The organism is Pararhodospirillum photometricum DSM 122 (assembly GCF_000284415.1).
GTDB classification, from domain to species: Bacteria; Pseudomonadota; Alphaproteobacteria; order Rhodospirillales; family Rhodospirillaceae; genus Pararhodospirillum; species Pararhodospirillum photometricum.
This window is the reverse complement of sequence record NC_017059.1, coordinates 2601571-2624945: the sequence shown is the minus strand read 5'-3', so window position 1 is coordinate 2624945 and position 23375 is coordinate 2601571. Positions and strand designations below refer to the sequence as shown.

Annotated in this window: 18 protein-coding genes, 1 tRNA gene and 2 pseudogenes; 8 read left to right on the top strand and 13 right to left on the bottom strand. The window is 63.5% G+C overall.

Annotated features, from left to right (window positions below; genetic code table 11):
* Nucleotides 1–45: 45 nt before the first annotated feature.
* Nucleotides 46–936, top strand: a complete 891-nt coding sequence (locus RSPPHO_RS11700) for an ATP-binding protein (protein ID WP_014415447.1) — start codon at nucleotides 46–48, stop codon at nucleotides 934–936.
* A gap of 76 nt (nucleotides 937–1012) precedes the next feature.
* A complete protein-coding gene (gene modD / locus RSPPHO_RS11695) occupies nucleotides 1013–1864 on the top strand; it encodes a ModD protein (RefSeq protein WP_041795262.1) in 852 nt (283 codons plus the stop codon).
* Here the strand turns inward: modD and lipB are convergent.
* Entirely contained in the window at nucleotides 1839–2489 is a 651-nt protein-coding gene (gene lipB, locus RSPPHO_RS11690; RefSeq protein ID WP_041795260.1) for a lipoyl(octanoyl) transferase LipB, read from the bottom strand. The genes modD and lipB overlap by 26 nt on opposite strands.
* A gap of 205 nt (nucleotides 2490–2694) precedes the next feature.
* Here lipB and RSPPHO_RS11685 point away from each other — a divergent pair.
* Nucleotides 2695–2781 (top strand) — tRNA-Leu (locus RSPPHO_RS11685).
* Nucleotides 2782–2887: 106 nt separating this feature from the next.
* Nucleotides 2888–3511 (top strand): helix-turn-helix domain-containing protein, encoded by a 624-nt coding sequence (locus RSPPHO_RS11680; RefSeq protein WP_014415443.1) that lies wholly within the window; start codon nucleotides 2888–2890, stop codon nucleotides 3509–3511.
* 56 nt (nucleotides 3512–3567) lie between these two features.
* Here RSPPHO_RS11680 and RSPPHO_RS11675 read toward each other — a convergent pair whose 3' ends face one another.
* The 5 genes from RSPPHO_RS11675 to RSPPHO_RS11655 all read right to left on the bottom strand — a co-directional run bounded on the left by RSPPHO_RS11675 (nucleotide 3568) and on the right by RSPPHO_RS11655 (nucleotide 13796).
* Nucleotides 3568–5256, bottom strand: coding sequence for a methyl-accepting chemotaxis protein (locus RSPPHO_RS11675; RefSeq protein ID WP_014415442.1), 1689 nt, complete (start codon nucleotides 5254–5256; stop codon nucleotides 3568–3570).
* Between the two features lie 246 nt (nucleotides 5257–5502).
* Entirely contained in the window at nucleotides 5503–7758 is a 2256-nt protein-coding gene (locus RSPPHO_RS17935) for a HAMP domain-containing methyl-accepting chemotaxis protein (protein ID WP_051013854.1), read from the bottom strand.
* 576 nt (nucleotides 7759–8334) lie between these two features.
* Nucleotides 8335–10833 carry an FAD-dependent oxidoreductase gene (locus RSPPHO_RS11665; RefSeq protein WP_014415439.1) on the bottom strand — a complete coding sequence of 833 codons (2499 nt, stop codon included), beginning with the start codon at nucleotides 10831–10833 and terminating at the stop codon, nucleotides 8335–8337.
* 129 nt (nucleotides 10834–10962) lie between these two features.
* Nucleotides 10963–12912, bottom strand: coding sequence for a glutamate synthase-related protein (locus tag RSPPHO_RS17930; protein ID WP_014415438.1), 1950 nt, complete (start codon nucleotides 12910–12912; stop codon nucleotides 10963–10965).
* A complete protein-coding gene (locus RSPPHO_RS11655) occupies nucleotides 12894–13796 on the bottom strand; it encodes a class II glutamine amidotransferase (RefSeq protein ID WP_014415437.1) in 903 nt (300 codons plus the stop codon). The genes RSPPHO_RS17930 and RSPPHO_RS11655 overlap by 19 nt, the downstream gene beginning before the upstream one ends.
* A gap of 331 nt (nucleotides 13797–14127) precedes the next feature.
* Between RSPPHO_RS11655 and glnT the strand changes: the two genes are divergently transcribed.
* From glnT to RSPPHO_RS11640, 3 genes are all read left to right on the top strand, one after another.
* Nucleotides 14128–15429, top strand: a complete 1302-nt coding sequence (gene glnT, locus RSPPHO_RS11650) for a type III glutamate--ammonia ligase (RefSeq protein WP_041795257.1) — start codon at nucleotides 14128–14130, stop codon at nucleotides 15427–15429.
* A 168-nt stretch (nucleotides 15430–15597) separates the two neighbouring features.
* Complete coding sequence (purU, locus tag RSPPHO_RS11645) at nucleotides 15598–16464, top strand: formyltetrahydrofolate deformylase (RefSeq protein ID WP_014415435.1); 867 nt, start codon at nucleotides 15598–15600, stop codon at nucleotides 16462–16464.
* A 105-nt stretch (nucleotides 16465–16569) separates the two neighbouring features.
* Nucleotides 16570–17274, top strand: a complete 705-nt coding sequence (locus RSPPHO_RS11640; protein WP_041795253.1) for a GNAT family N-acetyltransferase — start codon at nucleotides 16570–16572, stop codon at nucleotides 17272–17274.
* A 322-nt stretch (nucleotides 17275–17596) separates the two neighbouring features.
* Here RSPPHO_RS11640 and RSPPHO_RS20015 read toward each other — a convergent pair whose 3' ends face one another.
* Entirely contained in the window at nucleotides 17597–17758 is a 162-nt protein-coding gene (locus RSPPHO_RS20015) for a hypothetical protein (protein WP_014415433.1), read from the bottom strand.
* Nucleotides 17759–17856: 98 nt separating this feature from the next.
* Here RSPPHO_RS20015 and RSPPHO_RS11635 point away from each other — a divergent pair, with 98 nt between their 5' ends.
* The gene (locus tag RSPPHO_RS11635; protein ID WP_041795251.1) at nucleotides 17857–18912 is read left to right on the top strand and encodes an IS5 family transposase; all 1056 of its coding nucleotides are present in this window, start codon (nucleotides 17857–17859) and stop codon (nucleotides 18910–18912) included.
* A gap of 173 nt (nucleotides 18913–19085) precedes the next feature.
* Here RSPPHO_RS11635 and RSPPHO_RS22020 read toward each other — a convergent pair.
* From RSPPHO_RS22020 to RSPPHO_RS20005, 6 genes and pseudogenes are all read right to left on the bottom strand, one after another.
* A pseudogene (locus RSPPHO_RS22020) lies at nucleotides 19086–19241 on the bottom strand (IS66 family transposase); the annotation flags it as partial.
* Nucleotides 19242–19331: 90 nt separating this feature from the next.
* A complete protein-coding gene (locus RSPPHO_RS11625; RefSeq protein ID WP_041795248.1) occupies nucleotides 19332–20462 on the bottom strand; it encodes a DNA adenine methylase in 1131 nt (376 codons plus the stop codon).
* Nucleotide 20463: 1 nt separating this feature from the next.
* On the bottom strand, nucleotides 20464–21294 hold the full coding sequence (locus RSPPHO_RS20010) for a hypothetical protein (protein WP_157879205.1): 831 nt from the start codon (nucleotides 21292–21294) through the stop codon (nucleotides 20464–20466).
* Nucleotides 21295–21603: 309 nt separating this feature from the next.
* Nucleotides 21604–22440, bottom strand: a pseudogene (locus RSPPHO_RS11615) (IS5 family transposase); the annotation flags it as partial.
* Between the two features lie 135 nt (nucleotides 22441–22575).
* Nucleotides 22576–22815: an aminotransferase class IV gene (locus RSPPHO_RS22015; RefSeq protein ID WP_081581743.1), complete on the bottom strand. Its 240-nt coding sequence runs from the start codon at nucleotides 22813–22815 to the stop codon at nucleotides 22576–22578.
* Nucleotides 22737–23081, bottom strand: coding sequence for a hypothetical protein (locus tag RSPPHO_RS20005; RefSeq protein WP_157879204.1), 345 nt, complete (start codon nucleotides 23079–23081; stop codon nucleotides 22737–22739). The genes RSPPHO_RS22015 and RSPPHO_RS20005 overlap by 79 nt, the downstream gene beginning before the upstream one ends.
* Between the last annotated feature and the right edge of the window lie 294 nt (nucleotides 23082–23375).

Sequence of the window (23375 nt, the reverse complement as noted above, 5' to 3'; positions counted from 1 at the left end):
CCGGGACACGCATTCCCGACGTCCCGGCCCTTCGGAGGACAGGACATGCCCATGACCCCGGTGGATACCGCCTTGCGCGAGGCTGATCGTCATGTCGTCGCCGGCCAAATCCAGCAAGCCCGCGAGGCCCTGCGGCGGGCGCGCATGTTCTGTCGCCAGCAAAACCATTCCAACGAGGAAGCCGCCATCTTGGTCCGCCTGGGCGAACTGGCCTTGGCCGAGGGGCAGCCAACCGAGGCCCAGGGCGACCTGACCGAAGCTCTTGCTCTCTTCGGCGCCGAGGGCGACCCGGGGGAGCGGGCCGTGGCCTTGCATCTCCTGGGGATGGCCGCCGAGGCCCGGGGCGACTTCGCGGCCCGCGACACCGCCTGGAGCGCGGCCGCTGCCTTGTTCCATGGCGAAGGACACGGCGAAGGCGAGGCCCGCGTCTTGCGGGCCCAGGCCCGGGCGGCGCGCGAGGCCGGCGATCTTGAAACCGCGTTTGATTGTTACGCGCGCGCGTTGCGCTTCTATTCCGCTCGGGGGCACACCTATCACCGGGGTATGATCTTGCGCGAACTGGGCCAGCTTCAAGGGCGCAAGGGACGCGCCGACTTGGCCCATGCCGCCTTCGATCAGGCCGCCGAGTTGTTCCACATGAGCGGCGATGTGCTCGACGAAGCGTGGACCGCCCACGACCTCGGCACCTTGCTCGCCGGCCTGGGCGACGTGGAAGGCGCCCGGGCTGCGCTCGCCAAGGCCGCCCGGCTGTTCGCCACCGCCGGCCATCTCGGGGGCGAGGCCGAGGCTCTCCTCGATCTCGCCCGGCTCGACGCTTCGTCCCAGCCGCGCGCCGCCCTCAAACACGCCCGCCAAGCTGCCGAGTTGGCCCAACGCGCCGGTCTGGAGGACCTCAAAACCGCTGCCTTGCGCGAAGCCGACGCCCTGGTGTCCTAAAAAGGAACAGGGGTCTGGGGAGGTTCGCCTCCCCAGCCTTTTTTTGTCCGCCCTCCCGACGCAGGAATTGCTCTTCATGCTGTGCTGCCTCTCCGATGCCCGCTTGGCCGACCTGCTGGCCGAGGATGCCCCCCATGGTGATCTCACCACCGAGTCCCTAGGGATCGGCGACCGTCCGGGGATCATGACCTTTACCGCCCGGATGGATCTCACTGTGTGCGGGATCGAGGAGGCCTGCCGTCTCATGACCCTGGTCGGCGCCACTCCCCAGCCGCTGTTTGCCTCCGGCGCCGTGGTGCCGGCCGAGACCTTGCTGTTGCGGGCCCACGGTACGGCGGGCGCCTTGCATCAGGCCTGGAAAGTCGCCCAGACCCTGATGGAGCAGGCCTCGGGCATCGCCAGTGCCGCCCGCGCCCTCGTGGACGCTGCCACCGCGGCCCAGCCCGGCACCGTGGTGGCCACCACCCGCAAGACCTTTCCGGGCACCCGTGCCCTGGCTGCCAAGGCGGTCAAAGCCGGGGGGGCTAGCTTGCACCGTTTGGGACTCTCGGAAACCCTGCTGGTGTTCGCCGAGCACCGGGCGTTCTTGGAGCCCGCCGAGTTGGAGACGCATTTACGGGCCCTGCGGCGACGCTGCCCGGAAAAGCGCGTGGTGAGCGAAGTCACCACCGAGGCCGAGGCCCGGGCCGCCATTTTGGGCGGGGCCGAGGTCGTCCAACTCGAACGCTTCGCCCCGTCCCAGGTCGCTGCTCTGCGGCGCTTTCTCGACGAGCACGGCCTTGTCGATCAGGTGACCCTGGCCGCCGCCGGGGGGGTGACCTTGGCCAACGCGGCTGACTACGTCCACGCCGGTGCCCGGGTGCTTGTGACCAGCGCGCCCTACCTTGCCCCGCCGCGCGACATCAAGGTTCACCTGCGACCGGCGTAAGCGTTTCGCCGAACACCGCCGTGAACGCGCGGGCCAGCGCCGCGTCCGCGTCGGCCATGGGGATGTCCAGACCGAGCGCGCGCAGCGATGTGACGCCGTGCTCCTGGATGCCGCAGGGCACGATGCCCTGGAAGTGCTCCAGGTCCGGGGCGACGTTGAGGGCGATGCCGTGGAAACTGACCCAGCGGCGCACCCGGATGCCCAGGGCGGCGATCTTGTCCTCGCCGCCGTTCGGGTGGCGTACCCACAAGCCGACCCGATCCGCCCGCGGCTCGGCTGCCACCCCCAACCGGGCCAGGGCCTCCTGGAGCCAGGTTTCCAGGTCGTGGACAAAGCGCCGGACATCGCGTCCGCGCCGCTCCAGGTCCATCATCACATACACCACTCGTTGTCCCGGTCCGTGGTACGTGTATTGTCCGCCGCGGCCGGCCGCATACACCGGGAAGCGCTCGGGCCACAGCAGGTCCTCGGGCCGGGCGCTGGTGCCTTGGGTATAGAGGGGCGGATGCTCCAAAAACCACAGGGCTTGCGCCGCGCCGCTTTCGCGGATGGCCCAGGCGCGCGCTTCCATGCGCGCCAGCGCGTCGGGATAGGGGATCGGGGTCAGGCTCGTCAGCCAGTCCATCATGCCGTCCTGAAAAAAAAGAGGGCTCCCGGGGGGCACAGTGAAAAAACCCCTTGCTCCCCCCGGCCGCGTTTGATATTGCATCCGTCCTCGGCGGCGGCCAAGCAAAACGGAAGCCGACGGGGCCTGAAAGAAAAGACGGCAAGGCAAAAACAAAGCTCTTGACTTCCAATCTTGAATGTTTTACTGTAAAGAAGGTTACGATGCGGTCGTGGCGGAATTGGTAGACGCGCAGCGTTGAGGTCGCTGTGGCCGAAAGGCCGTGGAAGTTCGAGTCTTCTCGACCGCACCATCAAAAAAACCCGTCGGATTTCCGACGGGTTTTTTGTTATGGCGGGCGGGTTGCGGGCTTGGGGTGTGTTTCATATAATTCTTGATCCGTTGCCTCAGAGGAAACGATGAAGGATCAAGCACAGAATCCCCATGCTCTCGACGGGGCGCCGGAAAACAGTCTGGAAGTCGCGATTGGTCGGCAGGTCCGGGAATACCGCATGAAGCTCGGTATGACCGTTGCCGACCTCGGGCGTCAGGCCAAGCTGTCCCATGGCATGCTCTCTAAAATTGAAAACGGTGTGACATCACCGTCGCTGTCCACCCTTCAGGCCTTGTCGCGGGCTCTGAACGTGCCGGTCACGGCCTTTTTCCGCAAATTCGAGGAGCAGCGCGACGCGACGTTCGTGCGATCGGGCGAGGGGCTGCTGATTGAGCGGCGCGGCACTCGGGCCGGTCATCAATACCAGTTGTTGGGGCACACCATCGGCAAGACCTTGGTGGTTGAACCCTACATGGTGACCTTGACCGAGGAGTCCGACGTCTTCCCCCTGTTCCAGCATGCGGGGTTGGAGTTCATCTATCTTCTCGAGGGCGAGGTGGCCTATCGCCATAGCAACAAGCTCTATCTCATGGGGCCGGGGGATTCCCTGTTCTTCGATGCCGACGCGCCCCATGGGCCCGAGGAGTTGCGTAAGCTGCCGATTCGGTTGCTTTCGGTGATTGTTTACTCCCGGTCTGGTGAGGCTTAGGGGGGGGGCGCAAAAAAGGGCAGGGGGGAAGGCGGGCCTTCAGGTCCCTCGGCTCCTTATGCGGTTTGCTCCCAAAGGCGGCGCAGGTCGGCTTCGCCGGGGAGAGCGCCGTCCTCGTCGCGGTAGCTGAGGGAGGCGGTGTGGACTTGGCCCTGCCAGGTTCGTTCCAGGGTCGCCCGCTCGGGGGTTTTCAGGAAGTGGGCTAGGAAAGCGTTGATTTCGTGCAGCAAGGGGTAGGATCCGGCCTCGGCGGCGACCCCGACCGCGTAGTAGTAGGATCGTGGGGTCAAGGATCCTGGCAGGATTTCCAGTCGCGTGGCCCAGGGGCTTTCCGGGGCGGTGCAGGCCCAGTAAAAAATCGGCAAGTCCACGCAAAATGCATCGACTCCCCCGGTGGCCAGGGCGTCGTGAATCCGGGTTTGGTCCGAGAACGCCACCAGATTGGCGAGAGGGATCCGGCCCCCGGGGCGGTGGGCGTTGGCGGCCCAGCGCAGGCCTAGGCCTTCGAGAACCGCCAGGGCCGCCGGGTCGTTGATGACCCCGACCACCTTGCCCGCCAGACTCTCCAGGCCCTGGATCCGGGTGTCGCCCCGGCGCCGGGCCATGACAAAGGGCAGCCACGTGTAGGTTTCCGAATAGGCGACGCCCCCGAAGCTGGCGCTGGGCGGCAGGGCGYTCCACACCACGTCGGCCGGGGGCTCGCCGGGGCGCCGGCCGCAGACCAGGAGTTCGGTCAACTGGTCCCAGGGGTGTTCGACAAAGGTGCAGCGCACGCCCAACCAGCGGGCAAACGCTTCGGCATAGGCCACGTCCAGCCCCTCCAGCGGCGCGCCCAACCGCCGACGAAACGACAGGCCGACAAAGCCGGGCTCCACTGCCACTCGGATCTCGCCCCGCGCCTTGATCGCCGCAAGGCGGTCGGGGCGGGCCTCCAGGGGCAAGTGGTGGCGCTGTGCCAGGGCTTGAAGCTGCCGGGGATCATGCAGGGCATGCCCGACATCGCTTAAGGTGGCCGAAACCCGGTCCATCTTGTCCAGGGCCCGGGTCCGGGTGGCGTTGCCCAGGTCGATCATCTCTCGGATCACGCCATTATGCTCGGTGATCGCCGCCACATTGTTGGTGATGGTGCCCAGCAGGGCTTCCAGATCACCGAGGGAGGTCTCGCTCAGGGCGCGCAAGTCATCAAGAGACTGAGATACCGCCTCGACCGTGGTGGTGAGTAGGGAGAAAATATCTGTAAAATCAAGTGCTTGGCTGGCTTGGGCCACCTGATCTAGGGTGTGGGTGGCCAGGGTTCCCACCTCGCCCGCCACCACGGCAAACCCCCGGCCCTGGTCGCCCGCCCGCGCCGCCTCTATCCGGGCGTTGAAGGCCAGCATGCGCACGCTTTGCCCAATGGCGCCAATGGCCTCCAAGACCTGGCGGGCGTGTTCTCCCTTGGCTTCCAGGCGCCGCGCGCTGTCTTCCAGGCGCTGGCGGATCTCCTGGGCCAAATGGTCGATGCGTTGCTCGGTGGTGGTGCGAACCTGTTTGGCTTGATCGCTTGACGAGGACAAGGTGGCTTCGGTCGCCGTCAGGGCCTGAGTGAGGCATTGCGTGCGCCCGGCGATTTCCTCGAACGCCTGGGCCTGCCCCGTCGCCGCTGTCTGAGCGTGCCGTGCCAGATGGCGGGTCTGGCCGATCAAGGCGGCCAACGCCCCCTTGTCCTCCTCGGGGCGAAGAGAAACAGGGCCGGTCGTGCTCATGTCCAGATCTCCTTCCCGAAGGCAGGAGCCGCGGACGAAAAGGACAGGGGTCCCTCACGCCTCGTGCCTCCGCGTCGGAAAGGAGAATGCAAAAACAATGCCGCCTAAAAAACAAGCCCCCCAACGATCTCTCGATTCTCTCTGCACAAATCACGGGCACTCACAGAGCCGATGCCGCCTCCTCAAGCACCCCTCCAGCCCCGCGGGGTCTGGGGAGGCCGCGCCTCCCCAGCCTTCCTTTCTCCTCTAGTACCGCTCGTACAGCTCATCATCATCCCGGTCCGCCTCATCAAGAGCCAAGCGGATGCCCTTGTTGGCAGGGGCTTCTCCCAGCTTGCCCCGGGTCTTGGCCCGTGTAGCCGGGCGGCGGGGGGGCGTCGGTGCCGCCGTGCCGGTTTGCCCCGTCTTGAAGAACGACATGGTTTCGTCAAGCTGCTGGGCCTGGGCGGCCAGTTCTTCCGACGTCGCCGACATCTCCTCCGAGGCGCTGGCGTTTTGCTGGGTCACTTGGTCAAGCTGGCGAATGGCCGTGTTGATCTGTTCGGCGCCGACGTTTTGCTCGCGGGCTGCTGCGCTGATCTCTTCCACCAGTTCGGCGGTACGGCGGATGTCAGGCACCAGCTTGGTCAGCATGTCGCCGGCCTGGGTCGAGAGCCCCAGGGTTTCCGACGACAAGGTCATGATCTCCGAGGCCGCCGCTTGGCTGCGCTCGGCCAACTTGCGCACCTCCGAGGCCACCACGGCGAAGCCCTTGCCATGTTCGCCAGCCCGGGCTGCCTCGATGGCGGCGTTGAGGGCCAGCAGGTCGGTTTGGCGGGCGATTTCCTGCACGATGTTGATTTTTTCGGCGATGGTGTTCATGGCGTCCACCGCCTTGGTGACTGCCCGTCCGCTGGCCTCGGCGTCCTGAGCCGAGCGTTGGGCGATGCGGGCGGTTTCGGTGGCGTTGTCGGCGCTTTGGCGGATGGTTGAACTCATTTCCTCCATGGACGACGACGCTTCCTCGGCGGCCGAGGCCTGTTCGGTGGCGCCTTGGGCCAGTTGCTCCGACGTTGCCGAGAGTTGCTGGCTGCCCGACGACACCTGTTGAGCTGCCGCCAAGGCGTCGCTGACGACCGAGCGCAGGCGAGCGAGCATGGTCTCAAGGGCGATGCCCAGGGCGTCGTGCTCGGAGCGGCGCTTGGCTTCCACCGTCAGGTTGCCCGCGGCGATTTCGGCCGCCACGGCCGCCGCCGCGCGCAGGTTGGTGATCATTTCTTCCAAGGCGATGCCGAGGACATCCTTGTCCGACAGCCGCTTGACTTCCACCGTCAGATTGCCGCGCGCTACGTCCCCGGCGATTTGCGCCGTGGTGCGCAAGGTGGCGGTCATCTGGTTGAGGGCGGTCACCAGATCGCCGATCTCGTCCTTGCTGCTTTGCTCAATGGTCTGGCTGAGATCGCCCACCGCCACCGCGTTGGCCAAGCCGACCGCCCGCCCCAGGCCGCGCCCAATGCTAATCGCCATGAAGCTGGCAACACCGATGCTGACGAGAATCGTCACCAGCAAGATGCTCAGCAAAGTAGTGCGCATCTGCGTGTATTCTTCAAGGTTGTAGGTGACGTATTCGTTCATCTGGTTGCTGCTAAGCAGCGCAATGCGGTCCAAGGCCGCGGTCAACTCCGAGCGGATCTTGTTGCCTTCGGTTTGCAGCAAGAGGATGGCTTTTTCCTTGGACTGCTGCTGGGCGAGATCCCGAGCCTTGCGCGAAATATCCTCGTATGTGGATAAGCTCGACGCCAAGGTGTTCACGGCCCCTTTGTCCAGTCCCTCCAGGCGCCGGGCGAGAAGCGTGGCGTTTTCCTTGATTCCGAGGACGGCACTATCCGCTTCTTTTTGCAAAGCGGCAATTTCTTCCTGCTCCAGGGTCGTGAGCATCTGGCGGCTGACGAAGCGCAAGTGGTCAAACTGCCGTTGAACGGCGCTAACGGCGACCAACCCTTGGAAGTCGCCAGTGCCTTCAACTGTGTGGCGCATCTGCTCCAGGGTTGCGTAAATTTTTTCCACCTGGGCGTGGCCTTCCTGGTTGAGAAGGTGGAGTGCCTGGGCTGAAGTGTTCTGCAAAGCCAAATCATTGGAACGGTTGCTGTATTCGCGATAGCGCAAAATCAGGGCTTCCGTTGATTGCATCAGGCGCTGGCCTTCCTCAGAGGTGATCAGCGCCCGAATGCTAGCCAGCTTTTGCATCATCAAATCTTGATCTTCCTCGGCCTCCCTCATGTACGATTTTTGCTTTTCTGGATCGTCGTAGAGAATGACGTTGCGCACAAGGCGGGCGGTATCCGAAAAAAGCGCTTTCAGCTCAAGGGCGGCCACCAGCTTTTTATTGGAGTTCGAGGTCAGAAAGACCGTTCTGTCATTCATGGTTGACATGGCATTGAGGCCCATCAGGGCCGATGCCGCCGCAAGAAGGATCACAAGCAGGAAGGAAGCCGCCAGCTTGCTTTTAATGGACAGACGCATCACCCTCTCCTCTTAAGAGCGATTTATATTGCAGGCGCGGTATTTGTGTTGCATCTTTCCCGGCGCGACTTCCTTTTTGAGGGAAGTGGATGAAGGGCACATCCTTCAGACTAGTCGCTTGTGCCCTAAAGGAAACTCACCTTTCGATAGGTTGTCTCCCGGTCTGGAGACATAGGCTCCAGTTAAAAGAGTGTAGCTCTAGGGATACGTTGCGCTGGGGGATAGGGTGATCCTTCCTTGCCGATCCGGCAAGGGCTCGCGGCGGACGGGGATCTTTTTTTCTTTAGTTTTTAGGGAAGTAATTTTCTATATAGCTGATAATAAACAAAAAAATATTTTTCTTTCGCCAGAAGGGCGATCCAGGAGCGAGGATAACCGGCCTGTCTTCCGTGTCTTGGTTGAGGTCGCGCCGGTACGGCAACGAAAATTACCCTGGTGACGCGTATGATTGCCCCGACTCGAGAGAGCAAAGCTCTTTCCAGCGGCTTTATGGATGAAAGCCTCCCCGTTTAGGGGACCCCGTCTTATTTCCGAGGGGTCTGGGGAGGCCGCGCCTCCCCAGCCTTGCTCTTTCGGCTATCCAGCCTTCTTCACCCCCGCCATGACAATCCCCGTCGCGCTCTGGGCGGCCAGGGTCAAGGTGCGCAGGTCTTCGGGCTCCAGGTTGTGGATGTTGGTCTTGCCGGTGCAGCGCGCCATCATCGAGCCCTCCGACACGGCGGCCTGGAGGAACAGGCTCAAGGCCGCCGCCGAGGGCGCCGCCTCGGGGAAGACGAGTCCGGTCCTGTCGAGAACACCCCCCAGAGCAAACCCGGCCGCCGCCGCGACCATGCCGGCCGTGGCGCCAAGCGCGAGGGCCTTGGCCAGATCCGAGCCCGAGCGCAAGCCGCCAAACCACACGATCGGCACTAACTCCTCGGCCTTGCGGGCCCGCAGCAGGCGGATCGCCTCGGGGAGCAGGCCGATATCCGGCGGGCCGGCCAGATCGGCGCCATCGGCCGGCAGGGCCTCCGAGCCGTCCAGGACAAGGCAGGCTGCCCCGCGGTCCACCGCCACGGCGACGGCGGCCCCCAGCGTGGCCCGGGTCGCCAGCAGGCCCCAGGGCTGATCGGGCCGCGCCAGGGCGGGCGGTGCCGGCGGCGTTCCCGGGCGCGGCAGGGCGATCGCCAGGGCGGCCGCCGGGTCGGCGATGCCGTTGGCCCCAACCAGTTGGACCCAGGGGACCCCGGGCAAGGCCGCGCGCCCAACATAGGCCGTGCCGCTGTCGGCCAGCGACTGGGCCAGGGCGGCGCGCACGCCGTCCGGCGCGGTGTCGAAGCCGCCGACCAGCAGCGGATGGGCCAGACTCAACCCGGCCGCCAGGGGCGTGGTGGTCTTACAGGCCTCGCGGTAGGGGTCGATGACCAAGCGGGTCAGGTTGGCCGGCAGGAACACCAGATCGTCGAAGGTCGGGCGCCCCGGACGCGCCGGCGTGGGGCGGGCGTCGAGCCGGGCCAAGGTCAGGGCGCGGCGGGTCTCGGCGGTAGTGTCGGGGCGGGCCAGGGCGAACAGGGTTTCGCGCAGTTTGACCGAGTAGTCGGTCGAGCCGGTCTCGGTATCGCAGCGATAGCAGCGCGCCGCCTGGGCCTTGGCCGTCTCGGTATCGTAGTTGGCTTCCGTCTCGCCCCACGGATCAGCCCCTTGGCCGAGGAAGCGCGGCTCCTCGCGGCCCAGCTTTTCCCAGCGCGGGTCCTGGGCCAGGGGCGCTTGGCGCGTGCGGTACGGCGTGCGATAGGGCTGGGGATGGGTCTCGCCGTTGAGGGCGGCCAGCACATAATAGGCGGCGCGGTGCCCCTGTTCCATGGCCCGCACCAGGGTCGAGGAGCCGCTGGCCGCATCGCCGGCGGCAAACACCCCGGGCAGCGGCGTGGCCAGGGTTTGGGGATCGGCCAGGATCCGGCCTTGGGCCAGCAGGCCGTGGCGCTCCAGTTCCTCGACCGCCGTCTTTTGCCCGACCGCAGCGATCACCAGACCCACGTCGAGGGTAAACTCAGACTCAGGGATCGCCTGGAACCCGCGTCGCCCATCGGGGCCCGGCGCCCCCAAGGCGGTGCGCACGCACGACAGCGCCACCCGGTCGTCGGCGCCGGGGATCGGCTGTACGGCGGTGGGGGCAACCTGGGTCACAATCTCGATGCCCTCGGCCAAGGCGGCATGGCGCTCGTGGAGGCGGGCGGGCATCTCGTCCAGGCTGCGGCGGTAGAGCACCGTCACCTTCTTAACCCCGGGCAGGCGCTGGGCGGCGCGGCAGGCATCCATGGCCACGTCGCCGCCGCCAATCACCACCACGTGGGCCGGCAGGGTCGGGCGCTCGCCGCCGTTGATACGTTTGAGGAAACTGAGGCCGTCCACCACCTGGGGCAAGGTGTCACCCGGCACGCCCAAGGGGCGTCCGACATTGGCGCCCAGGGCCAGCAGCACGGCGGCATGGTCGCGCCGCAGGGCCTCCAGGCTCACGCCGCCGGCGCCCAGCGGGGTGGAGAGGTGCACGGTGATTCCCGAACATCGTTCTAGAACGCGGTTCACATCCTCGGCAACCACGGCCGGCGGCAGGCGGAAGTCGGGGATGCCCCAGGCCGCCGCGCCGCCTGCGCGATCTTGCGCCTCGTAGAGTGCGACCGGGTAGCCGGCCAGGGCCAAATCCTGGGCGGCGGTCAGGCCAGCCGGCCCGGCGCCGACAATGGCGATGGTCTGGCTTTGGGTCGGCTGGACCGGGGGCAGGCGGTAGCCCGGGCCCAGGGCCTCCATTACGCTGCGCTTGAGGGCGCGGATGGTCACGGCGCCATCGGCTTGGCTGCGGCGGCAGGCGCTCTCGCACGGGGCATCGCACACCCGCGAGCACACCCCGGAGAAGGGATTGGTGGCGGTGATGGCTTCCAGGGCGCCGGCCGCGTCGCCGTCCCAGATCAGGCCAACGTAGGAGCCCACATCGGTGCCGATCGGGCAGGCTACCTGACAGGGCGGCGGCTGATAGTGGGGCAGGCCGCTTTGGTCGGCGGCAAGATCCAGGGAAAACGGCTTGCACGCAGTCATCATCTACCTCGTCGTGAAAAAGGAAGGCTGGGGAGGCGGGGCCTCCCCAGACCCCACAGTCATGTAGGGGTCTTCGCGGGCGGCAGGTCCCAGGAAACGTGGGGTCTGGGGAGGCCTCGCCTCCCCAGCCTTTCACGCCGACAAAGCCAAGTCAGGCGGCCGATAAGAGGGGTCATAAGGCAGCCCAGTGATCGCTGCCGCCTCCGGGGTCAGGGCCACCAAGTCGGCCCGCGACACCTGCCGCACATCGCTGTAGCCCAGCGCTTGGGTCAGGGCCGCCATCTGCCAGCGCACCGCCTCCAAGAAGCGATGGATGGCCTGGGCTTGGCGCTCGGTCTGGTAACGCGCCTCGTGCTCGGGGTCTTGCGTGGCGATGCCGACCACGCAGTTGCCGACATGGCACTGCATGCAACTGATGCAGCCGCCGGCGATCAGAGCCGCCGTGCCCATGGCCACGGCGCTGGCGCCGAGAGCTAGGGCCTTGAGGGCGTCCACCCCGTCCTTGATGCCGCCCATGAGGACGATGGGCATGTCGCCCTTGTGCTCGATCTCGGCCAAACCATCCAAGGCCTCCTGCAAGGCGGCCAGGGTGGGGATGCCGACGTTTTCCAGCACCTCGGTCGAGGCGGCCCCGGTCGAGCCTTGGAGGCCGTCGAGCTGAACGAAATCGAAGCCGTCCTTGTAAGCGATCTTGATGTCGTCGCGCACCCGGCCGGCGCCCATCTTGATCGAGATCGGCTTGGTGTAGCCGGTGGCCTCGCGGAATTCCTCGACCTTAATCACCAAATCGTCGGCGCCCATGATATCGGGGTGGCGCGAGGGCGAGCGCAGGTCGATGCCCTCGGGGATCCCGCGAATGGTCGCCAGCTCCTTCGTCACCTTCTTGGCCATCAACTGGCCGCCCAGGCCGGGCTTGGCGCCTTGGCTGATGTAGATCTCCAGGCCATCGGCGCGCAGCATGTCGTGGATGTTCCAGCCCAGCCGGCCCGAGAGGCATTGATAGATCAGTTGGCTGGCCTCGGCTCGCTGCTCGGGCAGCATGCCGCCTTCGCCGGTGTTCTCGACGATGCCCGAGAGGCGCGATGCCCGGGCTAGGGCGATCTTGGTGGACTTGGACAAGGCGCCATAGCTCATGGGGGCGATCAACACCGGCATGGACAGGCGCAGCGGCGTGGCCCCGTGGCGATCGCCCAAGGTGGTGGCCAGCGACACAGCGGCCAGGGGGTCGCCCTGGGTGCCCACTTTGGTCGGATCCACCTTGAAAGCGATGTCCGAGAAGTGGGGCAGGGGCTTGGAGGCGCCGTAGCCCCGGATGCGGTAGCGGCCGATCAGGCTCTTGGCCTGGATATCGCTCACCACCTTGGCGTTCCAATAGCTGTCGGTCTCGGAAAACACCGGGTGAGGCAGGGGCCGCGCGATGGGTTCGCTCACGCCGTAGCGCAGCTTGGTGCCAGCGTTGACGATCTTGGTGAAGGGCCCCTCGAAGGAAAGGTCGTAGCGCGCGAGAAAGGCTCGAAGATCCGCATCCTCCTCCGGGCTCATCTCGGCGATCATGGCATCCGCGCCCAGGGACTGCACCCGGCCGCCGACATACACCGCGCCCGCCGACATGTCCTCGCCGACCCGCTCGCCGGAATCGCCCAGGATGATAATGCGTCCGCCGTACATCATGTAGCCGGCGAGAAAGCTCGCGTTGCCACAGCAGAGCAAGGTGCCGGCCTTCATGACCTGCCCGGCCCGGCTGCCGACATTGCCCTTAACCACCACCTCGCCGCCGCGCAGGGCAACGCCGGCAATGGCGCCCGCGTTGCCGCCGACCACCACCGAGCCCGCATATAAAGAGTCGCCGACCCCCCAGCCGACGTTGGAGTCCACCTCGAACCGGGCGCCATGCGACAAGCCGGCGCAGAAGTACCCGGCCGAGCCTCGCACCCGCACCCGCACGGGATGGATCAGGCCGACGCCGATGTGGTGGCGGGCGTCGGGGTTGAGGATCTCGATATCCTCTCCTCGGGCGGCGGCGGTGCGCAGGGCCTCGTTGGCCGCGCGCATGCCCAGCGTGCTCAGATCGATCGTGACCATGTGCGGAAGGTCCCCGGCGCTGGTTCGGTGGTGGACAGGGGCTGACCCGGAAACAGGCGGTTCAGCGACACTTCTTCCGAGGCGATGGCGATCAGGCTGTCGTCCTCGTACATGACCATCGGCTTGGCCGCGAGGCGGTCCTTGGCGTAGCCGATGCCCTCGCGGGTCGAGACCAGGAACGAGAAAGTGCCGTCCAGGTCATCCACCGACTGGGCCAGCGCCGCCTCCAGGGACTGGCCCTGGGCCATCTTGTCGGCGAGATAGACGGCGACCAGTTCCGAGTCATTGTCGGTGCGAAACTCGAAGCCGCGCGCTTCCAGGCGGCGGCGCATCTTCCAGTAGTTGGTGATCTGGCCGTTGTGGACGATGGCGACATCGGCAAAGCCGGTGGCCCAGAACGGGTGCGCCGCTTCCGGCTTCACCTCGGATTCCGTGGCCAGCCGGACGTGGCCAATGCCGTGGCTGCCGTCCACGTGATCCACGCCGTAAATCCGCTCCAGGTCGCGGGCGGTGCCCACGTCCTTGATGATGTCGAGCGCATGGCCCAGCGACACCAGCTTGGCCGCGTGCTCCATGGCATAGGCAAAGGGGCGGATCTCGCCCCGGTAGGCTACCTCGACCACCACGCTGGCTCCTTCGCGGCGTTCTTCCAGCAAGGTGGCGCTGGCGTCGGCGAGGGCGCTTCTGATCCGCGCTAGGCCCGGATCGTCGTCCACCAGAAAACGCAGGCGCAAGCGCTCGTCGTCGGCGCGCTCGGCATAGAGGGCAAGGCCGGTCGAATCCAGGCCCCGGTGCTGGCACCCGTCCAGCATGTCGGCCAGGGCGCGTCCCAAAACGTGGTTGGCTCCCGGCCGTTTAAACAGAAGTCCAGCGATTCCGCACATGCGCGTCTCTCCCTTGTGCGATGGCCTGAGCGTAGCGGCCGAGGGGGGAGGGGGTCAATGGGGTTGTGAAAAAAGTTTCCTGTCATGAACCGGGTGCGGCCGAGGGAAGAAGGGAAGGCTGGGGAGGCCAGCCTCCCCAGGCCCCTCGATTCCTTAGGAATTTATCCCAAGGAACGGAGGGGTCTGGGGAGGCGAGCCTCCCCAGCCTTCCCTTCTTCCCGGAAAAAAATGTTCTTGCCAGTCGAGGGGGCCGCGCCTACCGTGCCTCTGCCGCATTTGGTGGCATGGGCTAAAAATGCCTAAAGACGAGGCAAAGCGAGAGGGGGCTTTGATGGTTGAGGACCTCACCGAGATCGCCCGGGAGCGGGGGATCCGCTACTTTCTGATCTCATATGTGGATCTCTTTGGGGTTCTGCGCGCCAAGCTGGTGCCAACCTCAGCAATCGCCCACATGCAGAAAAACGGCGCCGGGTTCGCCGGGTTCGCCACCCATCTGGACCAAACCCCCGCCCATCCCGACACCCTGGCGGTGCCCGATCCCGACAGCCTGATTCAACTGCCCTGGAAGCCCGAGGTCGGCTGGCTCGCCTCCGATGTCTGGTGCGACGGCCAGCTCATCGCCGATGCTCCGCGCAACGTTCTCAAGCGCCAGATCGCCCGCGCCCGGGAAAAAGGCTGGCAAATGAAAGTCGGCGTCGAGTGTGAGTTCTTCCTGTTGAACAAGGAAGGCACCCACATCGCCGATACCCTCGACGAGTATCCCAAGCCCTGCTACGACCAACTTGCCTTGATGCGGCAATACGATCTCATCAAGGAACTCTGCGATGCCATGCAGGAACTAGGCTGGGGCCCCTACCAGAACGACCACGAAGACGCCAACGGCCAGTTCGAGATGAACTGGGAATACGACGATGTCCTCAAAACCGCCGACCGCCACGTCTTCTTCAAGTACATGACCAAGACCTTGGCCGAGGCGCGGGGGATGCGCGCCACCTTCATGCCCAAGCCGTTCAACCACCTGACCGGCAGCGGCTGCCACATGCACGTCAGCCTGTGGGACGGCGCGCGCAACCTGTTCGATGACCCCCAGGGCGAGTTGGGGATGAGCCCGCTGTCCTATCAGTTTCTGGGCGGCGTCATGCACTCGGCCGCCGACCTCTGCGCCCTGTTCAATCCCGCCGTTAACAGCTTCAAGCGCATCAACGCCCCGATCACCGCCTCCGGGGCCACGTGGTCGCCCAACTCCATCACCTACACCGGCAACAACCGCACCCACATGGTGCGCATCCCCGAGGCCGGGCGCTTCGAGTTCCGCTTGATGGACGGCGCGACCAACCCCTATCTCGCCCCCGCCGCCTTGTTGATGGCCGGTCTCGACGGCATCGCCAACAACCGCGATCCCGGCGAACGCCTTGATATTAATATGTATACCGACGGGCATACGCTCCAAAACGTGCGCAAGCTGCCGCTGAACCTGTTGGATGCCCTGCGCCTGCTGGAGTCCTCCGAGGTCGCCCGCGCCGGGTTCGGCGATGCCTTTGTCGAGAGCTACATCAAGCTCAAGCTCAAGGAGTGGAACGCATTCATGAGCCATGCGAGTGCGTGGGAGCGCTTGCATACTTTGGATTGTTAAGGGCGCAGGAAAAGGAAGAAGGCTGGGGAGGCGGGGCCTCCCCAGGCCCCACCTTCAATTGGCCCTGCCGCCGAAACGAAGCCTTAGGAAACGAGGGGTCTGGGGAAGCCCCGCCTCCCCAGCCTGTCCTTTCTCCTTCTTCTGTCAATCCTTCCTGGGAAGTGAGCGATGAGCGAAATCGCCAAGCATTTCGTGCTGACCATCAGCTGTCCCGATACCACCGGCATCGTTGCGGCGGTCGCCGGTTTTCTCTCGGGTCAGGATCTGTTCATCACCAAGTCCGAGCATTTCGGCGATAGCATCGGCGGTCGCTTCTTTATGCGCACGGTGTTCGAGGCCCGCCCCGGCATGCCGCCCCTGGCCGATCTCTGCGCCGCCTTCCAGCCCCTGGCCGAGCGCTTTGCCATGGACTGGCGCATCCATGACGGCAGCCGCAAGCCGCGTCTCTTGCTGCTGGTCTCCAAGTTCGATCACTGCTTGAATGATCTGCTCTACCGCTACCGCACCGGGACCTTGCCCGTCGAAATCCCGGCCGTCGTCTCCAACCATCCCGACTTTCAGCGCATCGTCGAGTGGCACGGCATTCCCTATCACTATCTGCCCGTGACCAAGGACAACAAGGCCGAGCAGGAAGCCGCCATTTTGGAAATGGTCGAGCGCCTGCACATCGACCTCGTGGTGCTCGCCCGCTACATGCAGGTTCTCAGCCCCACCTTGTGCGCCGCCCTGTCGTGGAAGTGCATCAACATCCACCATTCCTTCCTGCCCAGCTTCAAAGGCGCCAAGCCCTATCATCAGGCCTATGCCCGGGGCGTCAAAATCATCGGCGCCACCGCCCACTACGTCACCACCGACCTCGACGAGGGGCCGATCATCGAGCAAGCCGTTGAGCGCGTGGACCATGCCCACACCCCCGACGACCTCGTCGCCCTGGGCCGTGATATCGAAAGCGTTGTCCTCGCCCGCGCCGTCCTCGACCACGTCGAACACCGCGTCCTCCCCAATGGCAGCAAAACCGTCGTGTTCCGACGCTAAATCCAAGGGAGGGGTCTGGGGAGGCTCGCTTCCCCAGCCTTCCCCTTGATTTCATCCCCCTCCCCAGAAAACAATACGCCCCTCACCCCGTGGAAAAGGGCCAGAATGACCGAGATCCTGAACGCCTTGGGCCAGCCGGTGGGGGCTCTCGTGCCCGACTGGCAGCCCCGCCCCCGCCCCTCGCGCTCCCCCATGGTCGGGCGCTACGGTCGCCTGGAGCCCCTCGACCCGGCCCGCCACGCCGAAGCCCTCTACGCCGCCCACCAGCACGATCCCGAAGGCCGCAACTGGACCTACCTGTGGACCGAGCCCTTCCGCGATTTCGCGCCGTTTCTGGCATGGCTCGAAAGCATCAAGGCGAGCGAGGATCCCCTCTATCATGTGGTGATCGACGCCACCACCGAGCAGCCCGTCGGCATGGCCGCCTTCATGCGCATCGACCCCACCCACGGCGTCATCGAAGTGGGCCACGTCAGCTACACCCCCTTAATGCAGCGCACCCCGCTCGCCACCGAGGTGATCTATCTGATGGCCCGCCGCGTGTTCGACGAATTGGGCTATCGCCGCTTTGAATGGAAATGCGACAGCCTCAACGCCCGCTCCCGCCGCTCCGCCCTGCGCTTCGGCTTCACCTTCGAGGGCATCTTCCGCCAACACCTCGTCGTCAAAGGCCGCAACCGCGACACCGCCTGGTTCTCCATGCTCGACCACGACTGGGCCGAACGCCGCCACGCTTTCGAAGCATGGCTCGACCCCAGCAATTTTGACGCGGAGGGGCAGCAGAAGACGAAGCTGACGCCCGGGGTGTGAGGGAAAGTCCCTTGAGGAAAAAAGAAAGGCTGGGGAGGCTCGCCTCCCCAGACCCCTCGTTTGTTTGGGGTTTGATTTGGAGGTGAGGCTTAAAGAGAATGCGTTTTGTGATTTTTAATCTAGTTTGTTTTTGTAGATTTTTTGATGTTTTTGACGCACTTTGAAGGCTGGTTTACGGGAGAGAGTCGGTTCCAACCCCAAGTCCTGAACGATCGGGATTTTCCTGAAGTGAACAAATGGCGTGCGGTCGGGGCGGCTTCGGTACTGGAAAAGCAACAGAACCGGGAAAGAGAAGTATAAAAGTCGAGCGCCTCAATAAGCTTTACAGCCGGCAGATCGGACCAGCGGCCAGGAGTAGGGCGTTCAAAATCATCAATGCCGGCCAAGTCCCTTCGCCCGTGGTGTTGGCGTGGATGCCTCCAATCTCCTCGAACAGAGCGACGAATAGGCCGTCCAGTGAGCCCGCTATATGGTAACTGCTCACGGGGTTGGCTGTTTGGCGATCACGTGGACACCTCCGGAAACTGGCGTCCGGGTCTGGTTCGTGATTCCATAGGCGATCGGCTGTTGGGAGGGGCGGCAATGGCGGTTCAGATCGGGTTCTGGGATGTCGAGCGTCGTCTGGCGGAACTTTCGGCGGAGGGCGATCCGCTGGAGACGCTGTCGAAGACGGTGGATTTCGAACTGTTTCGGCCGGTTCTGGAGCGTGCGGTCCGGCGACGGAGTGCGCCCTCGAAGGGCGGTCGGCCCGGCTTTGACGCGGTTTTGAAATTCAAAATGCTGGTGTTGCAGTCGCTGCACGGTCTGGCGCTGGGTCGGACGACGTACCTGGTGCGCGACCGGCTGAGTTGGATGCGGTTCTGCGGCCTGGGGCCGGGCGATGCGGTGCCGGATGCCAACACTCTTTGGGATTTCCGCGAAGCGCTGATCGCGGCCGGTGCGTTTGACGATTTGTTCCAGCGGCTCGACCGGGCGATCAGCGAGGCGGGCTATCTGCCGATGTCGGGGCAGATCGTCGACGCGACGCTGATGTCGGCGCCGCGCCAACGCAATACCGAGGCCGAGAAACAGACGATCAAGGAGGGCAAGGTTCCCGAGGACTGGCGAGACAAGCCGGCCAAGCTGCGGCAGAAGGATCGCGATGCCCGCTGGACGGTGAAGTTTTCCAAGGGAAAGGTCAGAGAGGACGGCACACATCAAGGCGATATCGCCATCCCTCATTTTGGTTACAAGAACCACGTCTCGATCGACCGCAAGCACGGGATCATCCGCCGCGCGCTCGTCACCGACGCGGCCACAGCCGATGGCGCCCGACTGCGCGAGGGGCTGATCGATCCGGCCAATACCGCCTCCGACGTGTGGGCCGACAGCGCTTACCGCTCCGAGGCCAACGAGGCGTTCCTTGCCGAAGCCGGCAAGGTCAGCCGCATCCACCGCAAGAAGCCCAAGGGCAAACCGATGCCTCGGGCGACCGCCAGGGCCAACGCGGTGAAATCCAGGATCCGTTCCCGGGTCGAGCATGTCTTCGCCGAGATGAAGGGTCGGATGGGGCTGGTCATCCGGACCATCGGCCTCGCCCGCGCCAGGGCAGCGATCACGCTCGCCAACATGGCCTACAACATGAAGCGCTGGTCCTAGCTCGACCGTCAGGCCGAACTCGCCTGATCGGCGCCCGACCGGGCGCTCCCCAGGGGGGATGCCGCCGATCCTGGGGGCTCGTCACCCGCTTCATACCACTCGCCCCGGAAAATCAGTGATCGCAGCGCCGATCACAACCCGATCGAGCGGCCAGCGACATGCGCTGCCGTTCAAGGCCGGTTTCCGGAGGTGTCCAGGTGGGAGTTCGACGAGGTCTTCCTAGGCTTGCCGACCAGTGCCTCCAACTCCTCCACCCGCGCCGCCAAGCGCTCAATCAACGCCGCCTGATCGGTAATCAGGGCGTCCTTCTCGGCATCACTCAGGCGGATAACGTGGTGTCTCTCCCATCCCTGGAGTGACTCACATTTCCACCCCGACCGCAACTGTCTCCGACCAGCCCCGTGAGCAGTTACCTACGCTTACCCCTTCCGTAGCAAAAACAGATATTCAAGGTGATCTGTTTCAGCGTCGCGCAGCCAGTCATTCGTCCATTTCATATGAGCCATGACGTTCTTTTTATGTGATATTTTCATTAGATCGATAACATCGCCATTTGCCGCCAGAATGTCGGTCAACTCTTCTGCGGTCGCTCGGCCACCAGAGCTATACGACAAGACGATGTAAGGTGCTTTGGTGTTCTGAATTAGCCGCTCGATCGCTTCGACCACGATAAAGCGGCCGCTGCTGCCCTTTCTAAATTCTTCAAATTCAGATCCGCCAACGCTGTCGGATGAATCCTCTCGACGGCGAGCAGCACCAAACAATGGTGGTCTGTCATTAAGAATGACCGACTTCCAAATATGATAATAGGATTCGTAGCGGACGCGGGACGGCGGCATTTTTTCGTTGTTCGATCCATATGGTGGATCGAAATACGCCAAGTCTGCGTCAATGCTCCCTGTAAGCTCAACGGTATCTGCGTTATGGACCTCGTGCGTTTGTTCGCTCTGAATGATGCGGGGCACTTCAAGTCGAAGCAGCTTGTAGGAACGGGGCGACCATTCGTTCAGATATGAAACGTAGTGGCCTAACGTGCTATCGACGCGCTCAAGTCCCATTATCAGACTGGTGAGGGCGACATTCTTTTCGTCATCCTCCAGCCCTAAGCGATCTATCTCACTGCGGATTGCGTCCAGCTTGTTCGCATTGTGCATCTGGAAAGGCTTTTTAAGCCCGTCCAGCCCCCTCGACGCGCCGCCTTCGCCAACTTCGCCGCCATAATGCTCTGAAAACCAACCATGCTCAGGGGTGACTAAATTTAGGTAATCGATGATCCGCTTATAATGATCTAGGTCGCGCTTTGCGTTCAGATAACACTCTGCAAACGTCTTTGACCAAATAGCCTTGTCGTTAGCTATGACCTGATAGCCTGTTTGTGCGAGTGCCTGTGACACTCTCGTTGTTCCTGCAAAGCCGTCAAAGACCCTTTTCGGCTTCACCGATGAAACAATATCGATAATTGCACCGATTAGCTTTGTTTTAGCACCCGCATACTTTATGCCCTGTGTTTCTGGTTCTCTATCAAGAACATTGCCGAGAAGGTCGAGCATCTTAAAAACCTGCGTTTCTTTTAATTTGTTCAATATCGGCTTTGATCTCTTCCAATGCCTTTGTGTGCCCTCGCTCTGTCGAAACGAGTGCATGAGAAAATAGGGAAACCAAAGTCAGATTATGCGAGTATGAAACCCATCCTCCCGTCAAGGAGTCGAAGTATTTCAGGCCGTTGCGTGTATGCGTCCACAAACCTCGTTGCAGAGCATTAGTCGTTGCGCTTCCATATCGGACTTCGCATATGTAGCCGTCCAGGGCGTCATAAAAGCGGAATACTGGGTGCTTTCTGCCGCTTCCCGCATCTTCAAGAATAACATAGTCGACAGCTTGGCGAGCGCGCTCCGCGTCAAATACGAGGATATTGCATTTATTTTCTTTCTCGTCGTAGATCAGCGGAAGAATGTTAATGTTACCGAACCCTGCAAATTCAGGCATAAGCCAAAGAGATTGAAGCTCACTTCCTGAAATTCTAGTCCCCAGTTTTTGTAATGCTGGAAATAGCATCGAGTTCTTGTCAGTTGATAACTGCAAAGGCCCATCACCATAAGCCTTTAAGCTTACAGGAATCACCTCGTTTGTGATTTCATTGGTGACAGATATATCTTCTTCGTTCGATTTCGCTCGATATAAGTCTTTTCCTACATGTAGCGACTTAAAATCATACATAAATTGATTGATAAATTCTGAAATAGCTATCTCAGCCAAGTCACCATGAGTTTTGTTGCCAATAAGGCGCATAGTGAAAATGTTGCTTAGTGTAGTAACGATCAGGTCAGGATTCTTTGAAAACAGTAGCTTCAGCCTTTTTGTAAATTCTTTATATGCTGACATGGTTGTAATTCCCATCGTTATGTAGATTTATTGCAAAGAGCTTTTTTGCTCCTGCAAAATGCAGCGCTAAGCTTAGCGAAGTTCCGTTCCTGGGACAATGCGCTAATGGCTTATCCCCCTGCCTCCGGGGCCACGATATCTGGACACTTCCGGAAACCGGCCTTGAACGGCACCGCATGTCGCTGGCCGCTCGATCGGGTTGTGATCGGCGCTGCGATCACTGATTTTCCGGGGCGAGTGGTATGAAGCGGGTGACGAGCCCCCAGGATCGGCGGCATCCCCCCTGGGGAGCGCCCGGTCGGGCGCCGATCAGGCGAGTTCGGCCTGACGGTCGAGCCAGGACCAGCGCTTCATGTTGTAGGCCATGTTGGCGAGCGTGATCGCTGCCCTGGCGCGGGCGAGGTCGATGGTCCGGATGACCAGCCCCATCCGACCCTTCATCTCGGCGAAGACATGCTCGACCCGGGAGCAGATCCTGGATTTCACCGCGTTGGCCCTGGCGGTCGCCCGAGGCATCGGTTTGCCCTTGGGCTTCTTGCGGTGGATGCGGCTGACCTTGCCGGCTTCGGCAAGGAACGCCTCGTTGGCCTCGGAGCGGTAAGCGCTGTCGGCCCACACGTCGGAGGCGGTATTGGCCGGATCGATCAGCCCCTCGCGCAGTCGGGTGCCATCGGCTGCGGCCGCATCGGTGACGAGCGCGCGGCGGATGATCCCGTGCTTGCGGTCAATCGAGACGTGGTTCTTGTAACCGAAATGAGGGATGGCGATATCGCCTTGAGGTGTACCGTCCTCTCTGACCTTTCCCTTGGAAAACTTCACCGTCCAGCGGGCATCGCGATCCTTCTGCCGCAGCTTGGCCGGCTTGTCTCGCCAGTCCTCGGGAACCTTACCCTCCTTGATCGTCTGTTTCTCGGCCTCGGTATTGCGTTGGCGCGGCGCCGACACCAGCGTCGCGTCGACGATCTGCCCCGACATCGGCAGATAGCCCGCCTCGCTGATCGCCCGGTCGAGCCGCTGGAACAAATCGTCAAACGCACCGGCCGCGATCAGCGCTTCGCGGAAATCCCAAAGAGTGTTGGCATCCGGCACCGCATCGCCCGGCCCCAGGCCGCAGAACCGCATCCAGCTCAGCTGGTCTTGCACTAGATCTCTCAGCTTCAGGGGTCTGGGGAAGCTTGCTTCCCCAGGCCGGGGTCTGGGGGCGGCAGCCCCCAGAAGGCGAAGCCTTAAGAAGAGAAGCGCGAGAGAACCTCCCAACCGTCCGTCACCAACGCCCGGCCTTCAAACGTGGCAACCGGGCGCAAACCCAAGGTGTTGGCGAGAACCAGGGCGTCGGCTTGGGCGAGGGCGGAAGGGGAGAGGGGGGCGGGGTGGAGGAGGCCGGCGGCGAGGAGGCGGTGGCGGGTGATGCCGGGGGAGGGCGCCGTCGCGGAGGGGGGGAGTCACCCAGGTGCCGTCGAGGCGGGCCAGGAGGGTGGCGACGGTGGTCTCGGCGACGCGGCCTTGGGTGTTGAGCAACACGGCATCGTCGGCACCGCGATCGCTGGCTTCGAGGCGAGCCGGGGCGGGCGGCGTCGGGCTTGGGCGGCCAGGGCCTCGGCCAGGGCGGCGAAGGGATCGCCGTCACCGCTGGCTTGGAGCGTTTGGAAGGGCTCGACGGCGAGATAGGAATAGCGGGCGCGATTGCGGTCGGGGCCGCCGCTGTCGAGCAGCATGGCCCAGGGCTGAGGGGCCCACGGCGCGAAGGCGCGCAGGGGATCGCTATAGGGGATTTCCAGAAAGTTCATGCCCACGCCGGTGCTCGGGTCGAAGAAGAGGGAAGAAGCCTGAGGGGGCGGGTCTGCCCGGGTCCCTCTCTTCTTACGCAAAAAAAAACGGGGCGACCAAGATCTGGTCGCCCCGCCCGATGATCGTCCCGAAAGACCTAGTGCGCCGGACGGCGGCGGGGAAGTGCGGTTTGGAACCGCCGGACACCCCAGGCCCTTGAAACCAGGACGATCAGCGAAAGGGAACCACGGTTTCTTCCGTCGAGGACGGCGGATCGCGCGGCGTTCTGCCTTTCAATAAGCATCGAGCGTGCC

Coding starts and splice junctions, on each gene's coding strand:
- RSPPHO_RS11700 (WP_014415447.1), top strand. CDS start 46: ATGCCCATGACCCCGGTGGATACCGCCTTGCGCGAGGCTGATCGTCAT.
- modD (WP_041795262.1), top strand. CDS start 1,013: ATGCTGTGCTGCCTCTCCGATGCCCGCTTGGCCGACCTGCTGGCCGAG.
- lipB (WP_041795260.1), bottom strand. CDS start 2,489: ATGGACTGGCTGACGAGCCTGACCCCGATCCCCTATCCCGACGCGCTG.
- RSPPHO_RS11680 (WP_014415443.1), top strand. CDS start 2,888: ATGAAGGATCAAGCACAGAATCCCCATGCTCTCGACGGGGCGCCGGAA.
- RSPPHO_RS17935 (WP_051013854.1), bottom strand. CDS start 7,758: ATGCGTCTGTCCATTAAAAGCAAGCTGGCGGCTTCCTTCCTGCTTGTG.
- RSPPHO_RS11665 (WP_014415439.1), bottom strand. CDS start 10,833: ATGATGACTGCGTGCAAGCCGTTTTCCCTGGATCTTGCCGCCGACCAA.
- RSPPHO_RS17930 (WP_014415438.1), bottom strand. CDS start 12,912: ATGGTCACGATCGATCTGAGCACGCTGGGCATGCGCGCGGCCAACGAG.
- RSPPHO_RS11655 (WP_014415437.1), bottom strand. CDS start 13,796: ATGTGCGGAATCGCTGGACTTCTGTTTAAACGGCCGGGAGCCAACCAC.
- glnT (WP_041795257.1), top strand. CDS start 14,128: ATGGTTGAGGACCTCACCGAGATCGCCCGGGAGCGGGGGATCCGCTAC.
- purU (WP_014415435.1), top strand. CDS start 15,598: ATGAGCGAAATCGCCAAGCATTTCGTGCTGACCATCAGCTGTCCCGAT.
- RSPPHO_RS11640 (WP_041795253.1), top strand. CDS start 16,570: ATGACCGAGATCCTGAACGCCTTGGGCCAGCCGGTGGGGGCTCTCGTG.
- RSPPHO_RS11635 (WP_041795251.1), top strand. CDS start 17,857: ATGGCGGTTCAGATCGGGTTCTGGGATGTCGAGCGTCGTCTGGCGGAA.
- RSPPHO_RS11625 (WP_041795248.1), bottom strand. CDS start 20,462: ATGCTCGACCTTCTCGGCAATGTTCTTGATAGAGAACCAGAAACACAG.
- RSPPHO_RS20010 (WP_157879205.1), bottom strand. CDS start 21,294: ATGTCAGCATATAAAGAATTTACAAAAAGGCTGAAGCTACTGTTTTCA.
- RSPPHO_RS20005 (WP_157879204.1), bottom strand. CDS start 23,081: ATGAACTTTCTGGAAATCCCCTATAGCGATCCCCTGCGCGCCTTCGCG.